25 protein-coding genes are annotated in these 21069 nt (G+C 70.6%); 20 read left to right on the top strand and 5 right to left on the bottom strand.

The window, feature by feature from the left end; translation table 11 throughout:
• The 4 genes from ABD361_RS20460 to ABD361_RS20475 all read right to left on the bottom strand — a co-directional run bounded on the left by ABD361_RS20460 (position 1) and on the right by ABD361_RS20475 (position 4173).
• Positions 1–750, bottom strand: coding sequence for a hypothetical protein (locus ABD361_RS20460; RefSeq protein ID WP_344436842.1), 750 nt, complete (start codon positions 748–750; stop codon positions 1–3).
• Positions 747–2384, bottom strand: coding sequence for a hypothetical protein (locus tag ABD361_RS20465; RefSeq protein WP_344436843.1), 1638 nt, complete (start codon positions 2382–2384; stop codon positions 747–749). Before ABD361_RS20465 ends, ABD361_RS20460 begins: the two co-directional genes overlap by 4 nt.
• A 767-nt stretch (positions 2385–3151) precedes the next feature.
• A complete protein-coding gene (locus tag ABD361_RS20470; protein WP_344436844.1) occupies positions 3152–3598 on the bottom strand; it encodes a hypothetical protein in 447 nt (148 codons plus the stop codon).
• 47 nt (positions 3599–3645) lie between these two features.
• A complete protein-coding gene (locus tag ABD361_RS20475) occupies positions 3646–4173 on the bottom strand; it encodes a hypothetical protein (protein WP_344436845.1) in 528 nt (175 codons plus the stop codon).
• A gap of 26 nt (positions 4174–4199) precedes the next feature.
• On the opposite strand from ABD361_RS20475, the gene ABD361_RS20480 reads away from it, so the two are divergent.
• On the top strand, positions 4200–4562 hold the full coding sequence (locus ABD361_RS20480; protein ID WP_344436846.1) for a hypothetical protein: 363 nt from the start codon (positions 4200–4202) through the stop codon (positions 4560–4562).
• 13 nt (positions 4563–4575) lie between these two features.
• Here the strand turns inward: ABD361_RS20480 and ABD361_RS20485 are convergent, their stop codons facing one another.
• Positions 4576–4752, bottom strand: coding sequence for a hypothetical protein (locus ABD361_RS20485; protein ID WP_344436847.1), 177 nt, complete (start codon positions 4750–4752; stop codon positions 4576–4578).
• 29 nt (positions 4753–4781) lie between these two features.
• On the opposite strand from ABD361_RS20485, the gene ABD361_RS20490 reads away from it, so the two are divergent.
• The 19 genes from ABD361_RS20490 to ABD361_RS20580 all read left to right on the top strand — a co-directional run bounded on the left by ABD361_RS20490 (position 4782) and on the right by ABD361_RS20580 (position 21015).
• Positions 4782–5126: a hypothetical protein gene (locus ABD361_RS20490; protein ID WP_344436848.1), complete on the top strand. Its 345-nt coding sequence runs from the start codon at positions 4782–4784 to the stop codon at positions 5124–5126.
• A 201-nt stretch (positions 5127–5327) separates the two neighbouring features.
• Entirely contained in the window at positions 5328–6056 is a 729-nt protein-coding gene (locus tag ABD361_RS20495; RefSeq protein ID WP_344436849.1) for a hypothetical protein, read from the top strand.
• A 284-nt stretch (positions 6057–6340) separates the two neighbouring features.
• Entirely contained in the window at positions 6341–7579 is a 1239-nt protein-coding gene (locus ABD361_RS20500) for a hypothetical protein (RefSeq protein ID WP_344436850.1), read from the top strand.
• Between the two features lie 363 nt (positions 7580–7942).
• Positions 7943–8203 (top strand): hypothetical protein, encoded by a 261-nt coding sequence (locus ABD361_RS20505; RefSeq protein ID WP_344436852.1) that lies wholly within the window; start codon positions 7943–7945, stop codon positions 8201–8203.
• A 171-nt stretch (positions 8204–8374) separates the two neighbouring features.
• Entirely contained in the window at positions 8375–8659 is a 285-nt protein-coding gene (locus tag ABD361_RS20510) for a hypothetical protein (protein WP_344436853.1), read from the top strand.
• A 666-nt stretch (positions 8660–9325) separates the two neighbouring features.
• Entirely contained in the window at positions 9326–9787 is a 462-nt protein-coding gene (locus ABD361_RS20515; RefSeq protein WP_344436854.1) for a hypothetical protein, read from the top strand.
• 351 nt (positions 9788–10138) lie between these two features.
• On the top strand, positions 10139–10807 hold the full coding sequence (locus ABD361_RS20520) for a hypothetical protein (RefSeq protein ID WP_344436855.1): 669 nt from the start codon (positions 10139–10141) through the stop codon (positions 10805–10807).
• Between the two features lie 1109 nt (positions 10808–11916).
• Positions 11917–12129, top strand: coding sequence for a hypothetical protein (locus ABD361_RS20525; RefSeq protein ID WP_344436856.1), 213 nt, complete (start codon positions 11917–11919; stop codon positions 12127–12129).
• Between the two features lie 427 nt (positions 12130–12556).
• Positions 12557–13132: a hypothetical protein gene (locus ABD361_RS20530; RefSeq protein ID WP_344436858.1), complete on the top strand. Its 576-nt coding sequence runs from the start codon at positions 12557–12559 to the stop codon at positions 13130–13132.
• A 136-nt stretch (positions 13133–13268) separates the two neighbouring features.
• Entirely contained in the window at positions 13269–14024 is a 756-nt protein-coding gene (locus tag ABD361_RS20535; RefSeq protein WP_344436859.1) for a PP2C family serine/threonine-protein phosphatase, read from the top strand.
• A 785-nt stretch (positions 14025–14809) separates the two neighbouring features.
• Entirely contained in the window at positions 14810–15106 is a 297-nt protein-coding gene (locus ABD361_RS20540) for a hypothetical protein (protein ID WP_344436860.1), read from the top strand.
• Between the two features lie 439 nt (positions 15107–15545).
• Complete coding sequence (locus ABD361_RS20545; RefSeq protein ID WP_344436861.1) at positions 15546–16043, top strand: hypothetical protein; 498 nt, start codon at positions 15546–15548, stop codon at positions 16041–16043.
• 381 nt (positions 16044–16424) lie between these two features.
• Complete coding sequence (locus ABD361_RS20550) at positions 16425–17189, top strand: hypothetical protein (protein ID WP_344436862.1); 765 nt, start codon at positions 16425–16427, stop codon at positions 17187–17189.
• Between the two features lie 212 nt (positions 17190–17401).
• Positions 17402–17692, top strand: a complete 291-nt coding sequence (locus tag ABD361_RS20555) for a hypothetical protein (RefSeq protein ID WP_344436863.1) — start codon at positions 17402–17404, stop codon at positions 17690–17692.
• A gap of 188 nt (positions 17693–17880) precedes the next feature.
• The gene (locus ABD361_RS20560) at positions 17881–18168 is read left to right on the top strand and encodes a hypothetical protein (RefSeq protein ID WP_344436864.1); all 288 of its coding nucleotides are present in this window, start codon (positions 17881–17883) and stop codon (positions 18166–18168) included.
• A gap of 212 nt (positions 18169–18380) precedes the next feature.
• On the top strand, positions 18381–18800 hold the full coding sequence (locus ABD361_RS20565; RefSeq protein ID WP_344436865.1) for a hypothetical protein: 420 nt from the start codon (positions 18381–18383) through the stop codon (positions 18798–18800).
• Between the two features lie 167 nt (positions 18801–18967).
• On the top strand, positions 18968–19330 hold the full coding sequence (locus tag ABD361_RS20570; protein WP_344436866.1) for a hypothetical protein: 363 nt from the start codon (positions 18968–18970) through the stop codon (positions 19328–19330).
• Positions 19331–19736: 406 nt separating this feature from the next.
• Positions 19737–20360, top strand: coding sequence for a DUF3085 domain-containing protein (locus ABD361_RS20575; protein ID WP_344436867.1), 624 nt, complete (start codon positions 19737–19739; stop codon positions 20358–20360).
• A 202-nt stretch (positions 20361–20562) separates the two neighbouring features.
• Positions 20563–21015 (top strand): hypothetical protein, encoded by a 453-nt coding sequence (locus ABD361_RS20580; RefSeq protein ID WP_344436869.1) that lies wholly within the window; start codon positions 20563–20565, stop codon positions 21013–21015.
• Positions 21016–21069: the final 54 nt, after the last annotated feature.

Below are 21069 nucleotides of genomic sequence, written 5' to 3' on the forward strand. Positions count from 1 at the left end.
TCAGTCCTCCTCGGCGAGATGGGCGCGACGCAGGTCGCACAGCGCGGTGTATGCCGCCGAGGCGGCTGCTTCGCGTACCTGGACGCGGAAGCGGTGGGCGAGCCGGTAGGTCCCGGGCCCGAGTTCGCCTGCGGGGTAGGCCATGCCCTGGTGCACGAGCCAGTCCAGCGCTTCCTTGATCACCCGCTGGGTGCTCGACTGCGACAGCTGCCCCTTCTTTCGCGTCAGGTGGGAGGGTGGGAGCTTCGTGTACAGCTGCCAGGCGGCCTGGAGTTCGGGGTGTGGTACGGGCAGGCCGTCCGCGTCCACGGCCGCCTCGCGGAGCTTGGCAGTGAGCCGCCGCAGAAAGTCGTCGACATCCGTGAGCGAGATCCGCTTAACGGTCTCCTCCTCCAGATCCCTGGCCGTGGGGTAGGCGCGGGCGGCGATGGCGACATGGGCGAGCCCGAGGACGAGGCGGTCGTTGACCCCCAGCTTCGGGTGGTCCTTGAGTCGATAGGACAGCCAGGAGCCCTCCCGGGGATGCAGGATCAGCCCTTCGACCGTGTGTGCCTCCTTCACGTCCAAGTCCAAGCCGTCCGCACTGGCGTCCACCGCGTCGCGGAACGCTCCGTCCATCCGGTAGCGCTGCAGCAGGTCCCGGTACTGGGGGAACTGAAGGGGCCGAAGACGCGGCTGGCATCCGAAACGCACGAGCACAGCGGCGTCGGCGAGGTCGGCGGGGGTGTAGGCATACATGCTGGTGGTCATACCAGGACCTCCGAGTCGTCCTCGGTGTGTGTGGGATCGGGGATCAGGGACTGGGCGGGGACGATCAGCAGGTCACTGCCGGCGAGGGGGCCGAGATCGAAGTCGGCTCCGTCATCAAGTACCAGCACGAGTTCACCGAGCAGGTCCGCCAGCTCATCCGTGGCGGCGTCCTCCTCGTCCTCCTCGGGATCGGGGGCATAAGCCCGCAGCACGGAAACAGCCAGCAAGTCCGCGGCCTCCACCGTGTGGAGCAGCGCCTGTTCAAGAAGCTGGGACAGCCGCACCGGAGTACGCAGGGCCTCCATGAGCACAGTGCGCGCGACAGCAAGATCCTCCTGGCTGTAGACAGACAGCTCGCCCGGATCGTCGGCGATCAGCTCGATGTCCTCGTCTGGCACTGCCTCCTGCACTTCCCGGGCCGGGGACAGCAGCGACGCCCACCAATCCTGAAGCCGCGGCAGACGGGAGACCACGGGACCGCCGACAGCGTCGGTAAACCGACTCGCGATCACTTCGGCCTCCTCGATGTCGAGGCAGAGCAACGGCTCCAGCACGTCCTCCTGCACTCCCACGAGGACCAAGCGCGGCGGGGGACGGAAACGCTGGTCTGCCTGGGACCGCAAGAACGCCGGACGGGCATCGATGACCTTCTCCAGCAGCTGCGTATGCCGCAGATGGGCCCGGCCCAGCAGCCGCAGGACCCGCTCACAGGTACGCCGAACGTCGGCGTCTTCCACGGCGTTGCGAACCCCGCGCATGTACTCCATCAGGTCGCGCTCCACCCGGTGGCGCTCACCGAGGTGTTCGCGGGACGCCGTCAGCAGTGCGGGCACGTTCCGGCTCCAGTCCACCGCCCGCACGTCGCGTTCAGTCTCTTCCAGTACCGCTCGCACTCGCTCGCAGTACATGAGCGACAGCTTCAGACTCTCGGCCGCGCTCTCTTCCGCACGTCCCCACCGGCCACTTGCCACTTGTCGGCGCAGCATCGTGTCCTTCGCGGCCTGCTCGTCTTCCAGGTCGTGCTCCAGCCCGGACAGCAGCAGATTGATGGCCGGGGTCGTGGCCCGCAGAACCGCTTGGCCACGCCTACCAATGCCCTCCTCCAGCATCCGCAGCGACAGCGTGACCCGGCTGTGCCCCGTCCGGTAGTCGCTGTAAGAGACCTCGACCTCCTCTCCGTGTTGCGCATCATTCAGCAGTTCGCGCAGGACAAACCGGGACACCGCCAGATGCTCGGAAGCCCCCCGCTCGGGCGCCGCAGACGCCGCCAGGGATGCGAGGAACTCGATCACCTCCTCCGTCGTCGCCTCCGCCTCCATCTCCTGCCTGCTCACCACAGCTTCCAGCGCGGCCAAAGCGAGGGTGCGGGGGTCGTAGAGACCGCGAGGGAACCGCTGCCAGGCCTGGCGCTGAGCGATCCGGTGCAGCGGGGCCCCGCGAGCCAGGACCGAACTGCGTCGGACGAAGCCAACCTCGGCCACCAGCGCTCGCCACTCATCAACGCCGTCAGGAACTGTCGATTCCGATGCGAGCAGCCGCCGCTCCTCGCGATCCAGAAGGGCCTGAATCATCGAATCGCAGCCGTCTTCCTCGACATGGTCAAAGCCGTCGGGAAACTTCTTGTGTTCTGTCACGACGTCAGTGGAGCAGCAGGCACTGACATAGCATGTGATTACCGAGTGAATAGATAGCCAGTTTGGCGCGCAGCCAAAATGGTGAAACTGGGGATCCCAGCCCCCAGGCTAACGGGCCAGCAGCCACGAGAACGTCCTCAACGACACCGCTCAGGTGATGAGCGCATGGTGTGGGCGGTCGCGATTTGGCTTCCGGCTGACCTCCACTACGTACGCCTGATGCTTCGACCTCGGGACGCTTCACCGTATTCTCGCAGGCTGGGCCGTGGCTTACGGCCGTCTGGGTACCAGTCACTGCGACCTCCTGCAATCACCCTTTGGAGGCCATGCGGCACGTTTATGGGGATGCCCGGCTCTTCGATATTTCCCCGGTGGCAAGCAGTCGGAAGTCATTCGAGGACCGCGAGACATGGACTTCGACGCCTGGTCACGTCTCCTGATTGAGGCCTTCGGCCTGTACGACTCCATGCTGAAGAGTGGCCCCAGGCGGGTGCCACCGCTGATGGCGGTGAGGTGGTCCTTGCGCTGCTGTTCCCGGGCGGCGATGGGGTAGGGGTCGAGGCCGGCGTCGGCGTCCGCGTCGATCCGCGCGACCTCGGTGCGCAGGGCGGTGATCTGGCTGTCGGTGCGGCTGATGGGCGCGCATGCCGGGTGGCAGCGTGAGTGGTCGGGGGTGCTGCGGCCGCCGTCGCGCGCCGGGTCGCGGTCGGGGTTGCGCAGCGCGGTGAACGCGTCGTGGTTGCAGGTCAGGAACGCCTGCAGGTCCTCTAGACCTGGAGTCGGGGGTTGGCGACCAGCGCGCGCAGTTCGCGTCGTCCCAGGTAGGTCCCGGCGTAGCGGTCGGAGAACTCGGCGGCCGCGGCGCGGTAGCGGTCGGCGGTCGGGCCGCTGACCTTCTCACCAGCTGCGAGGCGCTCGCCGGCCTCGGTGAGGGTCTCGGCCAGGGCCAGGCCCTTCTCCTGGTCCAAGACCTCAAGCATGTCGGCCTTCGAGCGGCCGGCGTAGGACTCCGACATGGCGGTTGCTGCGTGGCCGTACTGCACCGCGAGGGCGATCCGGCCGCCGGGCTGGCGGTAGATGAACCAGGCGACGGTGCGCCGGAAACGGCGCAGGGCGACGGCACCGTCAGGGTCGGGAGGGATCAGCTCGTGGGGCCGGTTGTGCGCAGCGGCGAGCTGGTTGGCCCAGGCGGTGAAGGCCCGGATCCGTTCCACGGCGGTGTCGGAGGACAGGCCGGTGCGGGCATGCAGGTGCCCTTGGCCTACCGGTAGAGGGCGCGGGTGAACAGCTGCTCGCCGTCTTCGAGCTCCTCGACGACGGCGATGGCGCGCGCGGCGGGTTCCAGCACGATCCACGGGTCCGCTCGCTGTTCGCTTTCGCCGATCGCGTTGCCGTCCTCGTCGAGCACGCCCTTGAAGTGCCGGCCGCGGATCTCGAACCGTACGGTGCCGTCGTCGCGCTCCACGCGGGTGCAGCAGCCGCGGCGCAGGGCCAGGACCTCCTCGGGCCGCATGCCGGAGAGGTAGGCGCAGCAGATCAGGGCGGCGGTGGACAAGTGCAGCATCAGCACGTCCACCTCGTCGAAGCCGATCGTCTCTCGCCACGGTGCGGCGCCGATCCGGGCGGTGAGCGGGACGTCGAGGCGCGGGGCGGGGCCGAAGTCGGCCGGGGTGAGCTCGTCGGTCAGGATGCCGGGGGTGCGGGCGACCTGGGAGGTGGTCACGCCGAGGGTGCTGGCCAGGTAGGTGTTGGCCATCGGCGGCAGCGGCCCGCCGAAGCGTGCGCGCACGGCGGTGGCGCCGGGCGCACCGCCTTGTGTTCTTCGAGCAGAGCCCCCGCTACCGCAACAGCCCGATCAGCGGCTCCGTCACCTTCGACGCCGACTCCGGCGCCGTCATCACCGCTGCCGACGGCTACAGCGGTCCTCGCTGGCTCACGGCACTGGAACGCCTCACCACCTCGACGGCCGCGTGGTCGTGGTGTCCGGCCATCGACCACAAGCCGAGCACCCTCGAGGGCAACCTCCGGCTCGGGCCGAGCATCACGGCCGAGAGCCGCCTCGGCGGCGCCCCCCCCACGGCTATTCCGCCAATGCGGCCCTCGCGATCACTCCAGCCGACCGCGAACACTGTCAGCCGGCCTGGGTCCTGGCGGTGGCTGCCTTGGGCGTCCTGGTGACCAAAGACCCCGCCTACCGCTCTCCGCCGTCGCCACCGTCGCGGAAGCCCTCGCGCTCCTGGACGAGAACGAGAACTTCGACACCGCTCGCGACCACGATCCGCTCTGGCCCACCGTGGCCGAAGGCGCCGCCGTCCGAGCCCTGCGTGACCTCCGTGACGCCCTCATCAACGCAATCCCCCTCCAGCATGATCCCACCCAGGCAACTGAGAGGCCCACATGTCAGAGCACACCCGAACCAGCTGGATCGAAGTCGACGCCGCCACTGAGCTGGTCCCCGAGAACCGGCGTACCGAACTCCTCGAAGTGATCAAGTCCGCCGACTGGGTACCGGTGCACGGCACCCACCCGTTCTCGCAGGGCTACGCGGTCCGTACGGCCCTGACCAGGGTCCCCAACGCCCTGGAGACCACGTACTCGCAGATGTGGACCGTGCCGCAGCCGGAAGGCCGCACCTACGCCGTCATCGGCCTTCGAACCTCCCTGCAGGAGCTCTTCTTCCTGGACGACGGGGACAGATCGATGCAGTGTGTGCTGATCCGCCCCGTCTCCAACGCCAGCTGATCGCGATGCCCGGCCCCCGATGCCCACCTGCCCAGGCACCGGGGGCCGACCCACGCCCGGCGCCCCGGCGCCATCGTGCGGCCGAGGTTGCGGGCGTTGCCAGCGGCCAGGCCATCGTGCGCAGCAACCGCTTCGGGGAAGTCGGCGAACCGCCCGACCCACGATGCGAGCCGCCCACCCCCCTGTTACGGAGGAGGAGCCATGGACGCTCACACCAACGAGAACCGGTATGCCACCAACGACGCAGGCGTACCGATGCTCTGCAACTACGTCCCCGACCATGCACACCGCGGCGTCTATGCGACTGGCCGCCTTCCCACCGGGCCGATGGGCACCGTAGCCGCCTGCGACGTCTGCCAGGCCAGCTACGCCCGGCACACGGCACGCCTGGCGGAGATCACTGCAGGCGCCCGCCCTGCCCCGGACACCGCCGCCGACCGCGTGCGCGCATGGACCGCGGCGATGGCCGCAGAGCAGCGCACCACGCACAGCATCAGCGGATTGAACGAGAGCATCCGGCTGGACGTCCCAACGGTGCGCGCCCTCGCCGACGGCACCACCACCCCCGCGCAGCGCGAGCAACTGCGCGTGGCCATCACCACGTTCCTGACGCACGCCGCCGGAGAGCCGCGCACCCTGGCGCAAAGCCGCACCCCCCGCCCGCCACTGTTCACCTACGACGTGCTGGTCCTACTGGACCAGCACGAGACGACTGCCGACTGCGGAGACGACGACCGTGGCGGACCGGGGTTATACGAGGTCACCGTGTTCCGCACCGAGATGATCACCTTCACCCTGACCGCCGTCTCCGCACAGGACGCAGAAGAGCGCTACCTCCTGGACGGAGATGAGACCGGCAGCGACACCGTCGAGCTGCGCGTCGACACCATCGAACGCAAGGGGGCCGCTGAAGCGACCACACCCGCGTGAACTTCGCCCCGCCTCTCGGCCCTCGGCGCCCTCACGGTGCCGAGGGCCGTCCCATGCCCCGTGGCGCGCGAAGCCGCCTGCCCCACGGACTTGCGGGCTCGTGGTCACATACCAGGGGCAGGCCAGTGGTCCGTCGTCGCGACTCGCGCGTTCGCCAACGTGCCTGGAAACAGAGGCAGTTGCGGGTCTTGGGTTGATCCGACCCATCGTTCCGGCCACCCAGAGCAGCCCCGGCGCCTCAGCGCCGGCGACCGCTGCGCACCATGACCCGGAAGGCCACCTCCATGGACGAAACCGTGTCCCCGATCCTCATCAGCTGGGGTCTGGGCGCCGACTCCACGCGCATCCTGGTCGAGTTCCTCGAAGATCCAGCCGCCCACGGCCTCAGCCCCGACCTCCGCGAATGCGTGGTGATCGTGGCCCTCACGGGCGAGGAGTGGCCGGACACGATGGACCTGGCCGAGCAGCACATCCTCCCTTTGCTGGCCCGCCACCACGTTCGCCTTGTCCAAGTGGCCCGAGGCGGATCGAGCGACAGCGACGGCATTGCCGTCCTGTCCGACACACGCACCCCCAGCCGCCTGTTCCGCCGCGGTCCATGGGCCTTGTCCGACGAACTCGGCCCCACCGGCACGGTCCCCCAGTACGCCGCCAAGAAGCGATTCTGCTCGATCAAGTTCAAGGGCTGGGTGATGGACCAGTGGGCGGCCAGAGAGTTCGGCACCATGGCGTACCGCCACGTCATCGGCTACGAAGCGAACGAGACCGACCGGGCCGAGCGTGACTACACCTACGCCTCTCACACCCGCCGACCCTGGTACCCGCTCATCGACTGGGGGATGGACAGGACCCAGATCCTTCAGGGCCTCAAAGAGCGATTTGGTGTGGTATGGCCTAAATCGTACTGCACGATGTGCCCGTACCCTACCGTCCGAGCATCCGTCGACGCACACCTCGCTCGCTGCCGCACCTTCCCCGAACTGGCCGCCGCGGTACTACGCCTGGAGTCCAACGCAATCGCCCTGAACCCCCGCTCGACCCTGTACCGCGACGCCTCCCTCAAGCAACTCCTCCACAACGACGGGAACACCGCCGCCCTGAACGCGTTCGAACGCGAACGCAGCGCCGCCCAGTGGGCGGTGTACGAAGTGCGCCGCGTCTACTTCGCGGGCCGCTCGGACCACTGCCGCGCCAACCACGGAAAGAGCTGCCCACGGCCAGGACCCTGGTGCCGTGAGCCCCTCCGGAAGGGATCGGCCTGGCGATCGGTGCGCAGCATCCACCACGGCACCCACGCCGAGGTCATGCAATACCTCCACGACGAGGGACGGGCATCGGACTCGCCTGTCGTAACCATCGACGGCATTCCGCGGATGCGCTTCGCCGAACGAGGCGAGGCATACCCAACAGCCGAGGGGTTCCTCGTCGCTGCCCCCGCGGGGATGGTTGACAAACAACGCAGCGGGTTCGAGGCAGCGTGGCAGAAGGTCACCAGCACCGACGCACTCCTCCTCACCACCTGACACCGCCCGCACCCGGCTCCTGCCTCCCGCCGCATCTACACGTGGGCTGGGTCGTCCGTATGTCCGGTCCCTCGCCCGCTCCGGCTGGGCCGGTTGTTCAGTCGGCTGGGGGCGGGGGGAGTGGGGGCTATCCCGCCTGCAGGTCAGTGTTCGGCGCAGCCGGGAACGCCGGCCACGATCCTCCTCTCGTGTGCTGTGAGCGACCGGCTTCGGCTGGGCCGTGCGGGACGTGGACACCCTCCCGCCCCCGCGTGGCCCGGACTCCACCTGTCGACGCCCAGGTCAGGAGACCGACCGTGACCGCGCCCCGGCCCGCACGCCGCCCGCACCGAGGACAAGCCCGGCGCGCCTGCCGACTTCTTCGTGCCCGGCGCTCACTACGTCGATGGCGACAGCTTCAAGACCCCCGAGCAGACCCACACCTTCCGGTGCGGGTACATCGCCCTGCACCCCCGCCCCGGCGCCGGCCCGCGCGCCGTCGGCTTCATACGCAACAACGCCCCGGATTCCCCGTGGTTCTCCACCGCCCTGAGCGAGGACGACTTCACCGAGTGGACACGCATCCCCGAGGTCCTCGGCGCCCCGGCCGGTGACGCCGCACCTGCGGCTCCCGCCACTTCCTGACCCCGCCAACAACCCCCGCGCACTGCCCGCCCCGCCCCGGCGGCATCGCGGCCGAGGCGGGGCCAGTTGCGGGGCTTACCCGGCCCCGCCTCACGGTGCGCCCAGCGCCGGGCGACTGCCCGGTGCGCGGCCAGCACGGCCGAATCCTTCTGTCTCACGAGGAGTTGTCCCTTGTACGTCCTGTTCATGCTCATCACCGTCCTGCAGGTGGCGTCCGCCGTGGTGGCCCTGTTCACGAGCTTCAAGCCCGGCGTCTCGGAGCGGACCCGGAAGGCGGCGTTCGGCGTCCTGACTGCCCTGACGCTGCTCTCCTCCGTAGTCCTCCTGATGAGCGGCCACGCCATCTACGGAACGCTGCCCATCGTCGTCGCCGCTGTGCTCCTGATCACCTGGGGCTGGACGCCGCGGGTCCTGGTTCGCTGGGTCCGGGCACGCAAGGACGAGTCCACGAAGTAGCGGGGCGAGCACCCCGTCTCACCCCTGGCCCCGGTCCGCTCTCGTGGCGGTCGGGGCCGTCCCATGCCGCCGCCCACCCCGCCGCCCGGCCGGGGAGCGGCCCGGGGCCCGCGTTGTCTTGCTCGTCTTGCCGGCCGCCGCCGCACGGTACGGCGCCGTCCGACGGGCAGGAGCTGAACCCATGACCCCCACCACCACCGCGACGACCGCGGCCGCGAGCGTGATGAGCGCCGGCGAGGCCCTGACGCTCGCCGACCCCTTCACCTCCTTCGGCTTCGCTCCCGACCGTTACGCGGAGATCTGCTTCTACCGCTGCCGCGACTGCGGGGCCCGGGGACCGGTCGGCCGGGCCCTGCTCGACGGGGATTTCCGACACCTGCCCCCGGCGGAACAGGCCGCACACCTGGCCCACCGACCACTTCGACACTGCGGGCCACGAGTACTCCGACCGCATCACGCTCTCCCGCGCCCCCGCCCCGTCGCCATCCGGGTCTACGTCTCTCCGATCACCTCACGCGCCGCCCTACTGGGTGAACGCCGAAGGAATGTCCGCGGAGCGCCGTTCCGTGAACCCCGGTTCGCGAGCATGGAGGCGCCTGCAGGCGGGACAGAACCTCAAGTGGTCAAAACCTTGACTGGTCAAAATATTGACCGTACGGTGGAGGTATGACCTCGAACACGTGGCACGCACTGGAGAATTACGTCAGCGCCCGGCAAGAGCTGCTCGACGCCATGCTGGCCGACGTCCGCAGCGGAGTATCCGCCAATGACATCGCGGACGTGGCGAGAATCGCCTGGTCCCGCCCGAGAACGCTGGAGTACATCAACGTGAGGAAGCTGGCTGCCCGGGCGCGCGAAGCCCTGACAGCTGCCGGCCTCGACGGCTACGTCGACGTGCGCACCACCGGCGACCTCATGGGGTCGCGCCAGGCACTGCTGCAGATCTCCTGTGACCCCCTCGACATGGAGCAGGACGACTGGCAGGAACTGCCGGACCGAATCGCAGGCGCTCTCGTTGCTGCAGAGATCGGCTGGACCGTCCCCGGCGACCTCGGGCCTTCACTCGATGCTCTTTTGGATGAAGTCGAGCACGTCGAACTGATCGACCTCTCACCAGCACAAGCCTGAGCGGCGTGGGAGCCGCACGTCGAGTGAGTACAGACGCGTGATCTCCTTGGTGCTCTCGCCGTCGTCCGTGACCATCAGAAGCCGCAGCCGGTCGCCCCGCTGCTCGGTAGCCACCAGGCCCTCGACATTCCCGAGCAGGGGGTTCGACTGATGCGGCACCTTCGGTGCCCTGCGCGGCCTGGTGGGTTAGGTCGCCCTCGGAGCACACCAGACCGAGGTCCCGCCCGAAGGCCACCTGCCATCTGATGGTAGTGAACTTCCAGCTTGCGGCCAGACTTCCCGGTATCTTCCCGGTGCCAACTCCGGTCGCCTGGCCCACTTCCCGACATCACCGCAGCCAGGGAGCAACTCATGGACTCCTCTACTTTGCAACAGATCATCAAAGGGTTGTCGCCGCGCATGCTCGAAGAGCTGCACCGCCTTGCTGCCAGGGGGCAGGGCACCAGCGGACTCGGCAATCTGCGCATGGGCGGAGGCACGGAGGGCGCCCTCTACCGACGCGGTCTGATCGGCAAGGGCGTCGACGGGCGCGGGTGGACCGGCTACTTCCTGTCCCCGCGCGGCTGGTCCGTGCTGCACTACCTGAACGGCACGGTTCGCCCGGCCGACCCAGGCCGCCTGGACCTCGAAACCGCCCTTGCCGAGGCCTACGCCCCGTACCGCGTCCTGATCGCTGACTCCGACGAGTGGGACCGCCACACCGGCCACCAGTCCGAAGCCGACCGCACCCTCGTCCACACCACACTCGACCGCATCCTGGCCGAACTCGAAACGGGCAGGACCATGACCGTCGTCCACAACGCCGAGGGACCCGCGAAGCGCGCCTACTACTGGGTCCAGAGGGCCCGAATCGACGGCCACCCGGTGCACCAGGAGCTCCACCTCGACCGCGACGAACTCGAGAGCGTGGTCAACACCGGGGCGGACATCTGCCTCGTCTTCACCCACGACGGCGGAGGCCGCATTGCCGAACTCGCCAAGGCCGCCGGCATCACGGTACGCCACGCCTCGCAGGTGTGACCGGCACGCAGGCGGCGATCGGCCCCCCGGCCATCGCCGCCTGACGCCCTCGATAGCCCGTACAGCACCTGAAGGTCACGTGAACCGCGACGCTGCAGCAGCCCGACGTGCAGTCGTAGCAGGACGTGTGGGTACCGTCTGCGGGCGAAGTCGACGCCTGGCGGTTCGAGCGGGAGCTCTGAAAGCTCAGGGTCGCGCAGCAACGCAGGTCGTCATGGAGCGTCTGCGTGCCGCTGGCTCCGTCATGGCACTCCGCTGACCGCTTCCTGAGGGGACGCCTCCAGGTCAGCGGCCGCCGCCTCCCGCCCCGATGGTTCGGTCACGGTCATCTCGCAGCGGGACCAGCCGCGGCACTCCGCGTCATTCCGCCACCGTCGACTCAAGACGGGGCCCCCTCCACCAAAGCCCGGCCTTCGAGCCAGACGCGCACCGCCGCCGCAGCGGCTGCGCCACTGCCGGTTCGGTGCGCGGCCGCAGCACCGCCGGCCATCCGCCCCTGTCTCCAGCCCAGCCGGGGCCTGGCTGGGCTGCTGGCTGCAGCGACGAAGCACCGTTCTGACCCCGGCTGCGCCCCGCCCGTTCGGGTCATGAGTCGCCCCTGGCCCCGCACGCACCCGTGCGTGCGGGCCGACCGCGTTGATGCAAGCAGCCTGCGGCCTCGTCCTCTGGCCGGCTGTTTGCGGTGCTAGCCCGGCGTCCGGCCAACATCCCGCCTCGTCACGGGGCGGTCAGCCCCGGTAGCAGCGTTGGAGGGACGAACGATGACTACCGCTACGGCCCAGCCCCCGCGGACCCGCATCACCAACGAGAAGCACGCGCCCGGCAACCGGGCGATGAAGAAGATCTGGAGAACCTGATCTTCCACCCCCGCACTGGCGAGGAGGAGCGCGCGGCCGCCGAGCGCATGCTGGACCGCGCTATCGCCGCCGCCCAGAAGAAGGGCCAGCTCACCACGGAGCAGGGCGGCAACGATGGCGCCTGGCACGGCTACCGCCTCCCCGACATCCGCTACGGCGCCCGGTATGGGGAGGTCACGCCCCTGTCCACTACGGAGATCGCCAAGCGCATCCGCGCGGACATCAAGCTCGCATTGCAAGGTCGAGGCGAAGTTGGGCGCCGCGACCGGTGCCGAGGTCGCCTTGACCGACTCGCTCACCGCGCTCGCCACCATGCCCAGGCAGATCAAGGTCTCCGTCCGCATGGAGTATTTCTCCGGTGGCAGCTCCATCGACGTCAGGGTCTACAACCTCCCGGAAAGGGGCTGGGGGTACGTCCAGGAGACGGACAGGTGGGGGGAGCCGCGGTGGGTGCCGGGCCGGTAGCTGAGCGCGATCCTGGCGGCCTTGGAGGAGATCCACGGCGCCTACAACTTCGACGGCTCGGACGCGATGGTCGACTACTACCACGTCAACTACTACGGCCGGGTCGAAGTCGACTGGCGCGAGTGCCCCTGACCCAGCCGCTTGTGGCCCCGGGCCTGCTGGTGCCTGGCCGCCTGACCGGTGCTGCGTCCCACCTACCAGCCTGCCTTCCGGCATACCCGGGGGGCGGGCTGTCCCCGTCACCCCTGCAGTGGTGCTGCTCCCGGCGCCGGGGGTTGCCCGGCTTGGTTGCCTGCGGGTCAGTGTGCGGGCATCGAGAACGCGGCTCCCGCCCCTGGCCCCGGCCGGGGGGTGGTCGAGCCCCGCCGGCGACAGCCCGGCGGATGCGCTCTCGCACTCTTCCCGCCACCCCTGCACAGGAGTTGCCATGCCTGAGCCCGCCCGCCCGAGGGCTGCCGCCCCGCACACTGCCCCGGCAGCGCCCGCCTGCCCGGCCCTCTACGACGGCCCCCGTATCGCGGCCGCCGACTTCTTCACCCTCGCCCGCACCGGCCGGGCGCAGACCACGCTGCCGCCCTTCCGCGACGGCGATAGCGTCAGCTGCCCGCTGGGCACCGAGTGGCTGCGCTACGACGGCCGGTGGATCGTCCCGGGCCGGCCGGGCGGCCTGAGCGTGGACGACCGGACGGTCGCCGGCTGGTGGCGCACCCGGCACTGGCCGGGCAGCCGGTTCGCGCTGGTCCACCGGCTCACGCCTACCGAGACGAGCCTGATCACCGGCGACTGCTATATCAGCCGCAGCCGCCTTCTGAGTCTGCGTGACGGCGCGTTCACGTACACCGAGCCGGTATCCGGCCTGTGGTTGCGCCAGCTGGCCCGGCAGATCACCCACACGCGCACGGTGAGCGTCCACCTGGAACTGCCCACCGGCATCGTCACCCTCCACTCGCGCTTCGGTGACGTGTTCTTCCACCCCGCCGCAGCCGCCATCCCGGCCTGCTGACCACTGCGAATCTCCGGCCCCGAACCCCGGCACCCTCGTACCGGGTCCGGGGCCGTTGCAGCCCGCTGCCCGGCCGCGTCGGATGGGGCCGCAAGGCGCTCCCGACACCATCAGCCCGCTGAACGGAGCCCGGCTCATGCGCACCTACGCCACCGCCCAGCACACCGGAACCGACCCCGGCCAGTGCGATGTCACCGCCGCCCGCACCTCCCCGGACGGAACTCGCGCGTACGTCCTCCTCGACGGCATCGGCCGACGCGAGAGCACTCACCTGTGGGCCCTCGCCGCCGCCCGGCAGATCGCCCGCACCGCCGCCCGCCGGCGTGACGCCGAGGCCGGGCTCCGGCACGTCTACAACCTCCACCGGGAGGACGCCGCTCACTACGGCAGCGAACACAAGGCCGCGGCCGTGGTTGCCGTCAAGGCCCCCGGCCAGCCCTTGACGGTGGCCTGGTGCGGTGACTCCCGCGCGTACCTGATGGAGCGCGGGATCGCGGTGCGCCTGACTGAAGATCACAACAAGCGCCGCGTCTACCCCCCGACCGCCACCCATCCGTACGGCGGCAACCGCAACCACATCACCTCGTGCCTCGGCTCGGACCGCACCGACGAGGACGTACGCCACCTATACGACCACCCCGCAATCGAGACCGCCACGCGAGAGATCACCGGCCCCTGCCGCCTGCTGCTCGCCTCGGACGGCGTGTACGAACCCCACGAGGACGCCCGGCACTGCCTGTTCACCGAATGCGACGGCGACGACCTGATCCCCATCGTCCGGAACCTGGTGAACCTGGCGGTCGACACCGCCATCAAGACCAGCCGCGCCCTGGACCCGAACCAGGTCTACGCGGACAACGCGACCGCCCTCCTGGCCGACCTGGCCCCCTAACACCCGCCGACTGCACCACCCCAGCGCCCCGGCCCCGACCCTGCGGCATTCCGCCCCTGGGTTCGGGGCCGCCGCATACCCCGTGACGAGGGGTTGCGCGGCTTGGTCCCGCCCGAGGCAGTGTCGGTGTTGCTGGAAGGCGCTCCCGCACACCCCTGCCCCTCCACTGTGCGGTCGAGCCCCCGGCCGGCCGGGCCGCCCCCACCCCCCGGGGGTGGCCCGGCCCCCACAGCTGGCCTCGCGCCGCTACCGCCCGCGACCCAGAATGGGTCCCATCGTGCTTGAGCCCATGGGGCGTTGGCGTGGGCATGGAGAAGATCGTCGGGGCTCATGGTTTGGCGTCCATGTGCACTACCGGCCATCGTGCAGGATGACGAACCCGGACCAGACCGCCGAGAAGTGAGGAGAACGACTGTGGGTAACACCAAGACGTGGAGCGAATACACCCAAGGCGAGTGCAACGACGTATACGAGGCGCGTGGTGACGTCTATGGAGGCGACCCGGACCACACGCACCGATGGTCCTGGACAGGCGATGACGGTAACGGGCACATGGGTTGGGTATGCGCATGTAGTGCTTATCGTCCCTAACTGTGGCTGTAGGCCCAACAGGGCGTTCCCGTCGGCTGACCATTCGGGCCTGCTGACCCTCGCGCATCCCCAGCCCCCACTCTCCCGGCGCTCTATGCCGTGAGACCGCGGCCGCCACAGCCATCACCCGGCATTCGCCTGGCTCGCTGATCACCACCCCCCGGCTGTTTCCTTCTCCTGGAATAGGACGTCACATGTCTTCGCCTCGCCCCGACCTCCCGCACCCCGACTTCCTGCGCCTGGTCGCCCTGCTTGCCGACCACGACGAGTCCAACGGCAACCTCCCGGCCGCGGACGGCACGATCGCCGGATACGACAGCTTCGCCCTCCAGAGGGCAGCGGCCCACCGCGCCCGGCTGATGGCCGAGGGGTTGGGAACCCTGCGCAAGACGCTCAATGCCCAGCAGCTGAGGGAGTTGCAGCAGCTCCTCGCCGCGATGTGGAAGGACGGGTTCGCCGTCGGCGTCCGCTCCCAGCGGCCAGGCGCCTGAACCGCGTCCGCCCCGTCCGCGCCCGTCCACCGGCGTCCGGCCCGCCCCGCAGCCCGGGGTGGGCCGGGCGGCGTGTCCGTCCTGGCCCGCCCCTCGGGCCGCCGCTTGCCCTGCTAGCCGGCCGTCGGGGCATCGTGCGCGCATTCCGCCCTGACAACGTGTTTCTGAACCCCGTCATGGCAGGTGACCGACGTCCGGCGGCATCAGTAGGGCACGGTCGCCGTTCGCGGAGCGGTCACGGTGATGGGAAGGCGAACGGACGGGGTGCGGCGCCTGTTGTGTCTGCGGCAGGAGTCAAGTCCTCCATGGACACCTTGGCCCCAGGGCCCCGTCTTGGCAGCCACCAAGGTGCTCCGAAGTCGCCTCCCCTGAGGGTAGCGGTGGCTCTTCCAGGGAGGTTCGGAAACACGTTGTGACCCTGAAGAGACAGGAACCCATCGTGTACGAAAGACCGGCCCCGGACACTCCGATCGCCGACCCGCGCAGCGCATTCGCCGCCGAGATCACCGCGCTCGCCAGGAAGCACAAGAATTCCGTGCGGGCCCATACCGTCACGAAGAGCGGCCACACCGTGGTGCTCACCGACATGTGGGGCGACAGCGTCGGCGCGATCGACATCACCGCCCCGGACGGCCACCGGGTCCGCCGCGCCGACGGCTGGAAAACCGCCAAGACCACGGAGGTCGCCGCGTTCCTGTGGGACGAGATGGAACAGGACAGGGCCATGGCCGCCGAGCGGAAGCGCCTGGCGGGCCTCAAGTCCGTGAGCATCACCTCCGCGGACGCCACCGGTCAGACGTCCGGCCTGCAGACCAGCAGGTACCACCTCACGCCCGAGCAACTCACCCAGGTACTCACGCTAGCCGAACGCCTGGCCGCCGTGAACGCGGCCGGTGAGCGCGGGGCAGTCACCGTGCGCAGCGCCCTGGCCCCCTAACGCCCGCTGACTGCACCACCCCACCGCCCCTTGGCCCCGAACCCCTGGTATCCCGCCCCTGGGTTCGGGGCCGTCGCATGTCGCCGCATGTCGCTGCTTGCCGCCGCCCGGCCCCCGGGCGCCTGGCCCGGCTGCCGGGTGGGCCTTGCGGGGCTTGGCTCCGTCCGGGGCAGTGTCGGCTGTGCCGGTAGGCGTTCCCGCACACCCTGCCCCTCCTCTGTGCGGTTGAGCCCCCGGCTGGCCGGGCCGCCCTCACCCCCCGGGGGCGGCCCGGCCCCCCCCGGGTGTGGCCCGGCACCCCTTTCTCACGGCGCGCCCCCGGCCACCGGCCTCGCGCGCCGTGTCCCGTTATCGCCTGCGATTCCCGGAAGAGGCCCTACCGTGCCCGAGCGCATCCTGTCCCTGCCCGGCAGCACCGACCAGTTCATACTCACCGACCGCCCCACACCCACCCTCACCGATCGCTACCGGCCGCTGCCCGACGGCATGACCCTGCGCCACGCCATCGTGGTCCGCGCCCACCAGGTCGGCCCCGGCGACGTCGTCGTCGCTTTCTTCACCGACGGCCCCGGCCCCCGCTACGCCGAGCACGCCTGCGAGGCGTTCACCGCCAAGCCCCGCCCGTTCGGTGCCTGCCCGGCCCAGTGCGAGGCGTGCGAGGACACCCACACCCACGGCGTCACCGCGGACCGCTACCTGTGCCTGGACGACGCCGACGACCGTAAGGACTGCGTCATCGTCTACCGCAACACCCCCGTCGCGATCATCCCCGCCACCGTCGCCGCATCCCTGCCGCCGCTGGAGCGCGCCCCGCAGCTCCCCGACCTGTTCACCCTCGACGAGGGTGAGTCGGGCCCCTACGAGGCCCTGCCCGTTCCCCGGACCTTCGGCCCGTGGGACGCCATCAGCGTCACCCGCGCCACGGCCGAGCAGATCACCGCCGACCTGCCCGCCACCCACGCCGGCCGTCACCTCACCTGCCAGTGGCTGCACGATGCGCTGCTCATCTCCTGCGACCCGCGCCTGCGCACCGAGCCGGGCCGCCCGGGCCGCCTCATCCGCCCCGACGCCGACGGCCGGTACCGGATCGGCGGCCTGTGGCCGTGGGAGCACTGGAGCCCCGAAGAGGACACCCCTGCCCGCTGACCTTCCGCGCACAAGGCCCACCCTGCCGACGGACCAGGTGGGCCTTCCCGCTGCCCCGCCCGCGCCCTCCGGCGGGCCGTCCGCCGCCGGACGCCGCACCCTCCAGCGCAGCAGCGCAAGAGCAAGGCAGGAGCCGCGAGGTCTTTGCGCGGCTTGCTCTATCCCGCTGCAACCTCCACGGCACCCGAACAGCACCAGCCAAGGAGACCCGCTTGGGATACGAGCTGTACGACGAAGGGGAATGGCCCGTGCCCACCTGCCCTGACTGCTCGAGCGAAACGGAGCCGGTCGACGTCGAGGGGGAGAGAATCTGGCGCTGCACAGCGCGCGACTGCACCCGACGCACCTACGGAACCGGCGACCCCGACGACGACGATGCGCTCCCGCCCTACACCGAGACCGACGAGGACGGCGACACCATCGTCTACCGCGGCACCGGCGACATCGACATCGAGGCGACCGCCGAACTGGCCGCCCAGAACGGCCCCGACGAGGACGAGTAAGGCGCCGAGGAAGGACGGCTCCCTGGCGCGTGAACGCCGTGCCCCGTGACCGCGACCCAGTCACCCGTCACCGCCTCCAGGCGCGCCTTGCCCGCCTAACCACCCGGCCCCGCACTCTCTTCCCCCACACCGCGCCAAACCGCCTGGCGCCCGCCCTCCCGGGCCACCCAACAACGTACGGAGAGCCCATGCCTGCACCCACCCGCTCCACGCCCGTACCCGTCGGCCGAATGCTGCGCAGCCTGGCAGCCGCGGCGGAACGCCCCCGCCCGGGCCAGTTCATCGTCACCGCCTGGTCCGAATCCTGCGCCTGCGGCGGCAGCCTCTTCGGCCACGAGGAAGAACCGTGCACCCCCGACTGCACCGGCTACCACCCGGTCCGCGGCCGGTACGTCTTCGGCAGCGGCGGCGGCCCCCAAGCAGCCGGCCAGCCGGGTGACAGCCACGGCCCCACCCAGGCCACCTGGTACGACTGACCCCCGCACCCGGCCCCGCGCCCCGGAACACCACCGTTCCCGGCCGCGGGGCCGCCCGCACGCCACCACCACCCCGGCTACACCCACACCCCCGGGTTGCTGCGCTAGACGGCCGTGCCCCGACGGTGACCCCACCCCCCGGCCGTGACGCGGACCGGGGCCCACCCATCCCACCTGCAGGCCACCGCACCCGCCCAACACCGGGAGCTTCCATGACCAGTGACGACCTGTGCACGACCGCACTCGCGAGCCTCACCACCGCCGCATTCACCGAGGCCACCGCCACCCGCCGAAGCGACACCATCGTCATCGCCACCGTCCCCGCCGCACACACCGCGTGGGCCGACTTCGCACTCGCCTCCCACACGACGCTGCGCCTGGCCGACAGAGAAGGCCGCGCCCGGTACGCGCTCTTCCCCGCCCGCAACCACGGCGAGCCGTACAACCGCACCGTGTACTTCCGCGCCACCGGCCCCGGCCACGCCCAAGAACTCGTCGGCAAGGTGCTCTGCCACACCGTCCGTATCGTCCCCGGCCACACCACCGAGGCGGACATCCCCAAAGCGATCGCCACCGCCCTGTTCGACGACTCCGACCGCGCAGGCGACATCACCGTCACCCGCGTCGCCTGACTCCTGCCCCGCCGCAGCCCCGCCACGATCGGCCCCGCGCCCCGAAACCCCATTCCGGAACACGGGGCCGGCCGCGTGCCCGCCCCCGGCCGCGCCTTGCCCGCGTAACCCCCGCCGCCCCACCGTCACTCCCGTCAACCAGCCGCGCCCCGATGGGAGTACCCGCCGTGACGACCGCCGTGACCCGCCCCCTGACCGTCACCACCCGCATCGACGACGCTGCCGACGCCGTCGACAGCGCACCGACCACGGCCGCCTACACCGCCACCGTCTACATGAACACCGCCCCCCACAGCTTCCACGGCCACCAGCACCACCACCCGCTCGCCGCCGCCACCCACCCCGACGGCAGCCCCTTGCGCCTGGTCTTCCACGCCAGCGACGGCATCCGCGACCACAAGGACGCCGCCGAGGCCGCCTTCGAGGTCGGCAACCGTCAGGGATCCGACGACAACGGCCAGACCTGGCCCCGCGACATCCGCTCCGTCTCCGTCGGCGACGTCATCAAGGTCACCGGCCCCGACCACTGAATCATCCACCTCAGCGTCGACCCCACTGGCTTCTCCGCCGTCCCCGAGCCCACCACCCTGGTCGACCTCACCGGCACCCGCGCCACCAGCCGCCACTGACCCGCCCCGCGCACACCCCGGCCCCGCCCTGCTGCCCGCAGGCGGGGCCGGTCCACGTACGCGCCCAGCCGCGCCCTGCCTCCTCAGCACGCTTGCCAGCAGTGACGCACAGGACGCAGCGGCACGCGGCACAGGGCCCTACGCAGCCCGTCGCCAAGAGCAGGTTCACGCGCCCGGGCCCCGGCCTGGGCACGGAGCCGCCTGCCCTTGCCCGCATAACTCCCCGGCATCTCACCGTCCGTCCCACCGCGCACGCCGCACGGCGGCCCCGCGCACCCATCCATTCCCACACATCCCAGGGACCGACATGCCCGAGCACGCCCCCGCCGACCCCAACAGCGCCGAAGCCGCCATGGACCACCCCGACCGGGCCCGGCGACTGCTCGCCCTGCCCCCCGAGCAGCGCCCCGCCTGGCTGAACGAGGTCCTCGGCACCATGACCGTCCCGCCGATCGCCGACACCAGCACCAGCCCCCTGCTGGACGTCGTCACGGCCAACACCGCCCACGGACAGAAGAACTGCACGCTCGTCTTCCCCCTCGCCAAGGTCCTCGCCGCCGCCGAGCACGCAGCCGCCGCCGACCAGCACAAGCTCGGCTACGGAGAAACCGAGGCCGCGCCCCGCCTGTGGTGGGTCAAGGACGACGGCACCTATCTCATGAGCAACGGCCAGGACCCCACCGATACCCCCGACGACGAGTACCTGCCCACCGTCGTCCACGCCGACGGCTGGGGGCCGGGCACCGACGCCCGCTCCGTCCTCGGCGGCGACGACTTCCGCGAGTCCATCGACCTGACCACCCCTGTCTTCGAGGACGGCACCACCCTGCTCGGCATGCTCCGCGAAGCCCACGCCGAAGGCGCCACCCGCTTCCTGCTGCAGGTCACCTTCGACGACGCCTACATGGAGCTGACCTACATCACCGAGTAGCTGAACAACCCCACGGCCCCGCGCCCGGACACCTCGTCCCGGCACGGGGCCGCTCCCGTTTCCCGTTCCGCGCTCCCGCCACCCCAACCCGTATCCCGCCCCCCGGTACCCGCACGCCCCGCACGCCCCACCCGCTGCCTGGTCCGCCTAGCGTCCCCAGCGAACCCGCAGGCCCAGGCCACAACCAGAAGGGGGGAGCGCCGTGAAGCACGAGACCACCATCAACGAACTCGCCGCGTACGCAGGTCTCTTCAGCACCGTCGACCACATCACGGTCCTCGAGACCAACCCGGACACCGATATCACCGAGGAGGTCACCCTCCCCCCGCCGCTCATCCGCCGCACCCAGCGCCGCGACGACACCGTCGTGTGGATCCTCACCCCGCCCGGCATCCACGAACGCATCTTCGTCTCCGACCAGGCCACCGTCACCGTCTACCTCAAGGACGTCGACCCCGGCCGCTTCACCGGCCACGTCCCCCAGCAGACTGCCGCGCCCCAGCAGACTGCCGCGCCTCAGCAGGCCGCCGCACCGGCCGCCTGGCCCCAGCAGCCGACCGCCGCGCCCGCCGCCTACCCGGCCCAGCCGGCGCCCGCCCCGCAGGCCGCCGCCCCGCAGCGATCCGCCGCACCCTGGTCGAACCAGCAGGGCTAACCCCCCCCCCCCCCCCCCCCCCCGCCCCGCCCCCCGCCCCGCGCGGCAGCCGGG

This window comes from Streptomyces luteosporeus (genome assembly GCF_039532865.1).
GTDB lineage: Bacteria > Actinomycetota > Actinomycetes > Streptomycetales > Streptomycetaceae > Streptomyces > Streptomyces luteosporeus.

Coding starts and splice junctions, on each gene's coding strand:
- ABD361_RS20565 (WP_344436865.1), top strand. CDS start 18,381: ATGACCAGTGACGACCTGTGCACGACCGCACTCGCGAGCCTCACCACC.
- ABD361_RS20500 (WP_344436850.1), top strand. CDS start 6,341: ATGGACGAAACCGTGTCCCCGATCCTCATCAGCTGGGGTCTGGGCGCC.
- ABD361_RS20535 (WP_344436859.1), top strand. CDS start 13,269: ATGCGCACCTACGCCACCGCCCAGCACACCGGAACCGACCCCGGCCAG.
- ABD361_RS20520 (WP_344436855.1), top strand. CDS start 10,139: ATGGACTCCTCTACTTTGCAACAGATCATCAAAGGGTTGTCGCCGCGC.
- ABD361_RS20560 (WP_344436864.1), top strand. CDS start 17,881: ATGCCTGCACCCACCCGCTCCACGCCCGTACCCGTCGGCCGAATGCTG.
- ABD361_RS20495 (WP_344436849.1), top strand. CDS start 5,328: ATGGACGCTCACACCAACGAGAACCGGTATGCCACCAACGACGCAGGC.
- ABD361_RS20485 (WP_344436847.1), bottom strand. CDS start 4,752: ATGCTGGAGGGGGATTGCGTTGATGAGGGCGTCACGGAGGTCACGCAG.
- ABD361_RS20540 (WP_344436860.1), top strand. CDS start 14,810: ATGTCTTCGCCTCGCCCCGACCTCCCGCACCCCGACTTCCTGCGCCTG.
- ABD361_RS20515 (WP_344436854.1), top strand. CDS start 9,326: ATGACCTCGAACACGTGGCACGCACTGGAGAATTACGTCAGCGCCCGG.
- ABD361_RS20490 (WP_344436848.1), top strand. CDS start 4,782: ATGTCAGAGCACACCCGAACCAGCTGGATCGAAGTCGACGCCGCCACT.
- ABD361_RS20460 (WP_344436842.1), bottom strand. CDS start 750: ATGACCACCAGCATGTATGCCTACACCCCCGCCGACCTCGCCGACGCC.
- ABD361_RS20575 (WP_344436867.1), top strand. CDS start 19,737: ATGCCCGAGCACGCCCCCGCCGACCCCAACAGCGCCGAAGCCGCCATG.
- ABD361_RS20530 (WP_344436858.1), top strand. CDS start 12,557: ATGCCTGAGCCCGCCCGCCCGAGGGCTGCCGCCCCGCACACTGCCCCG.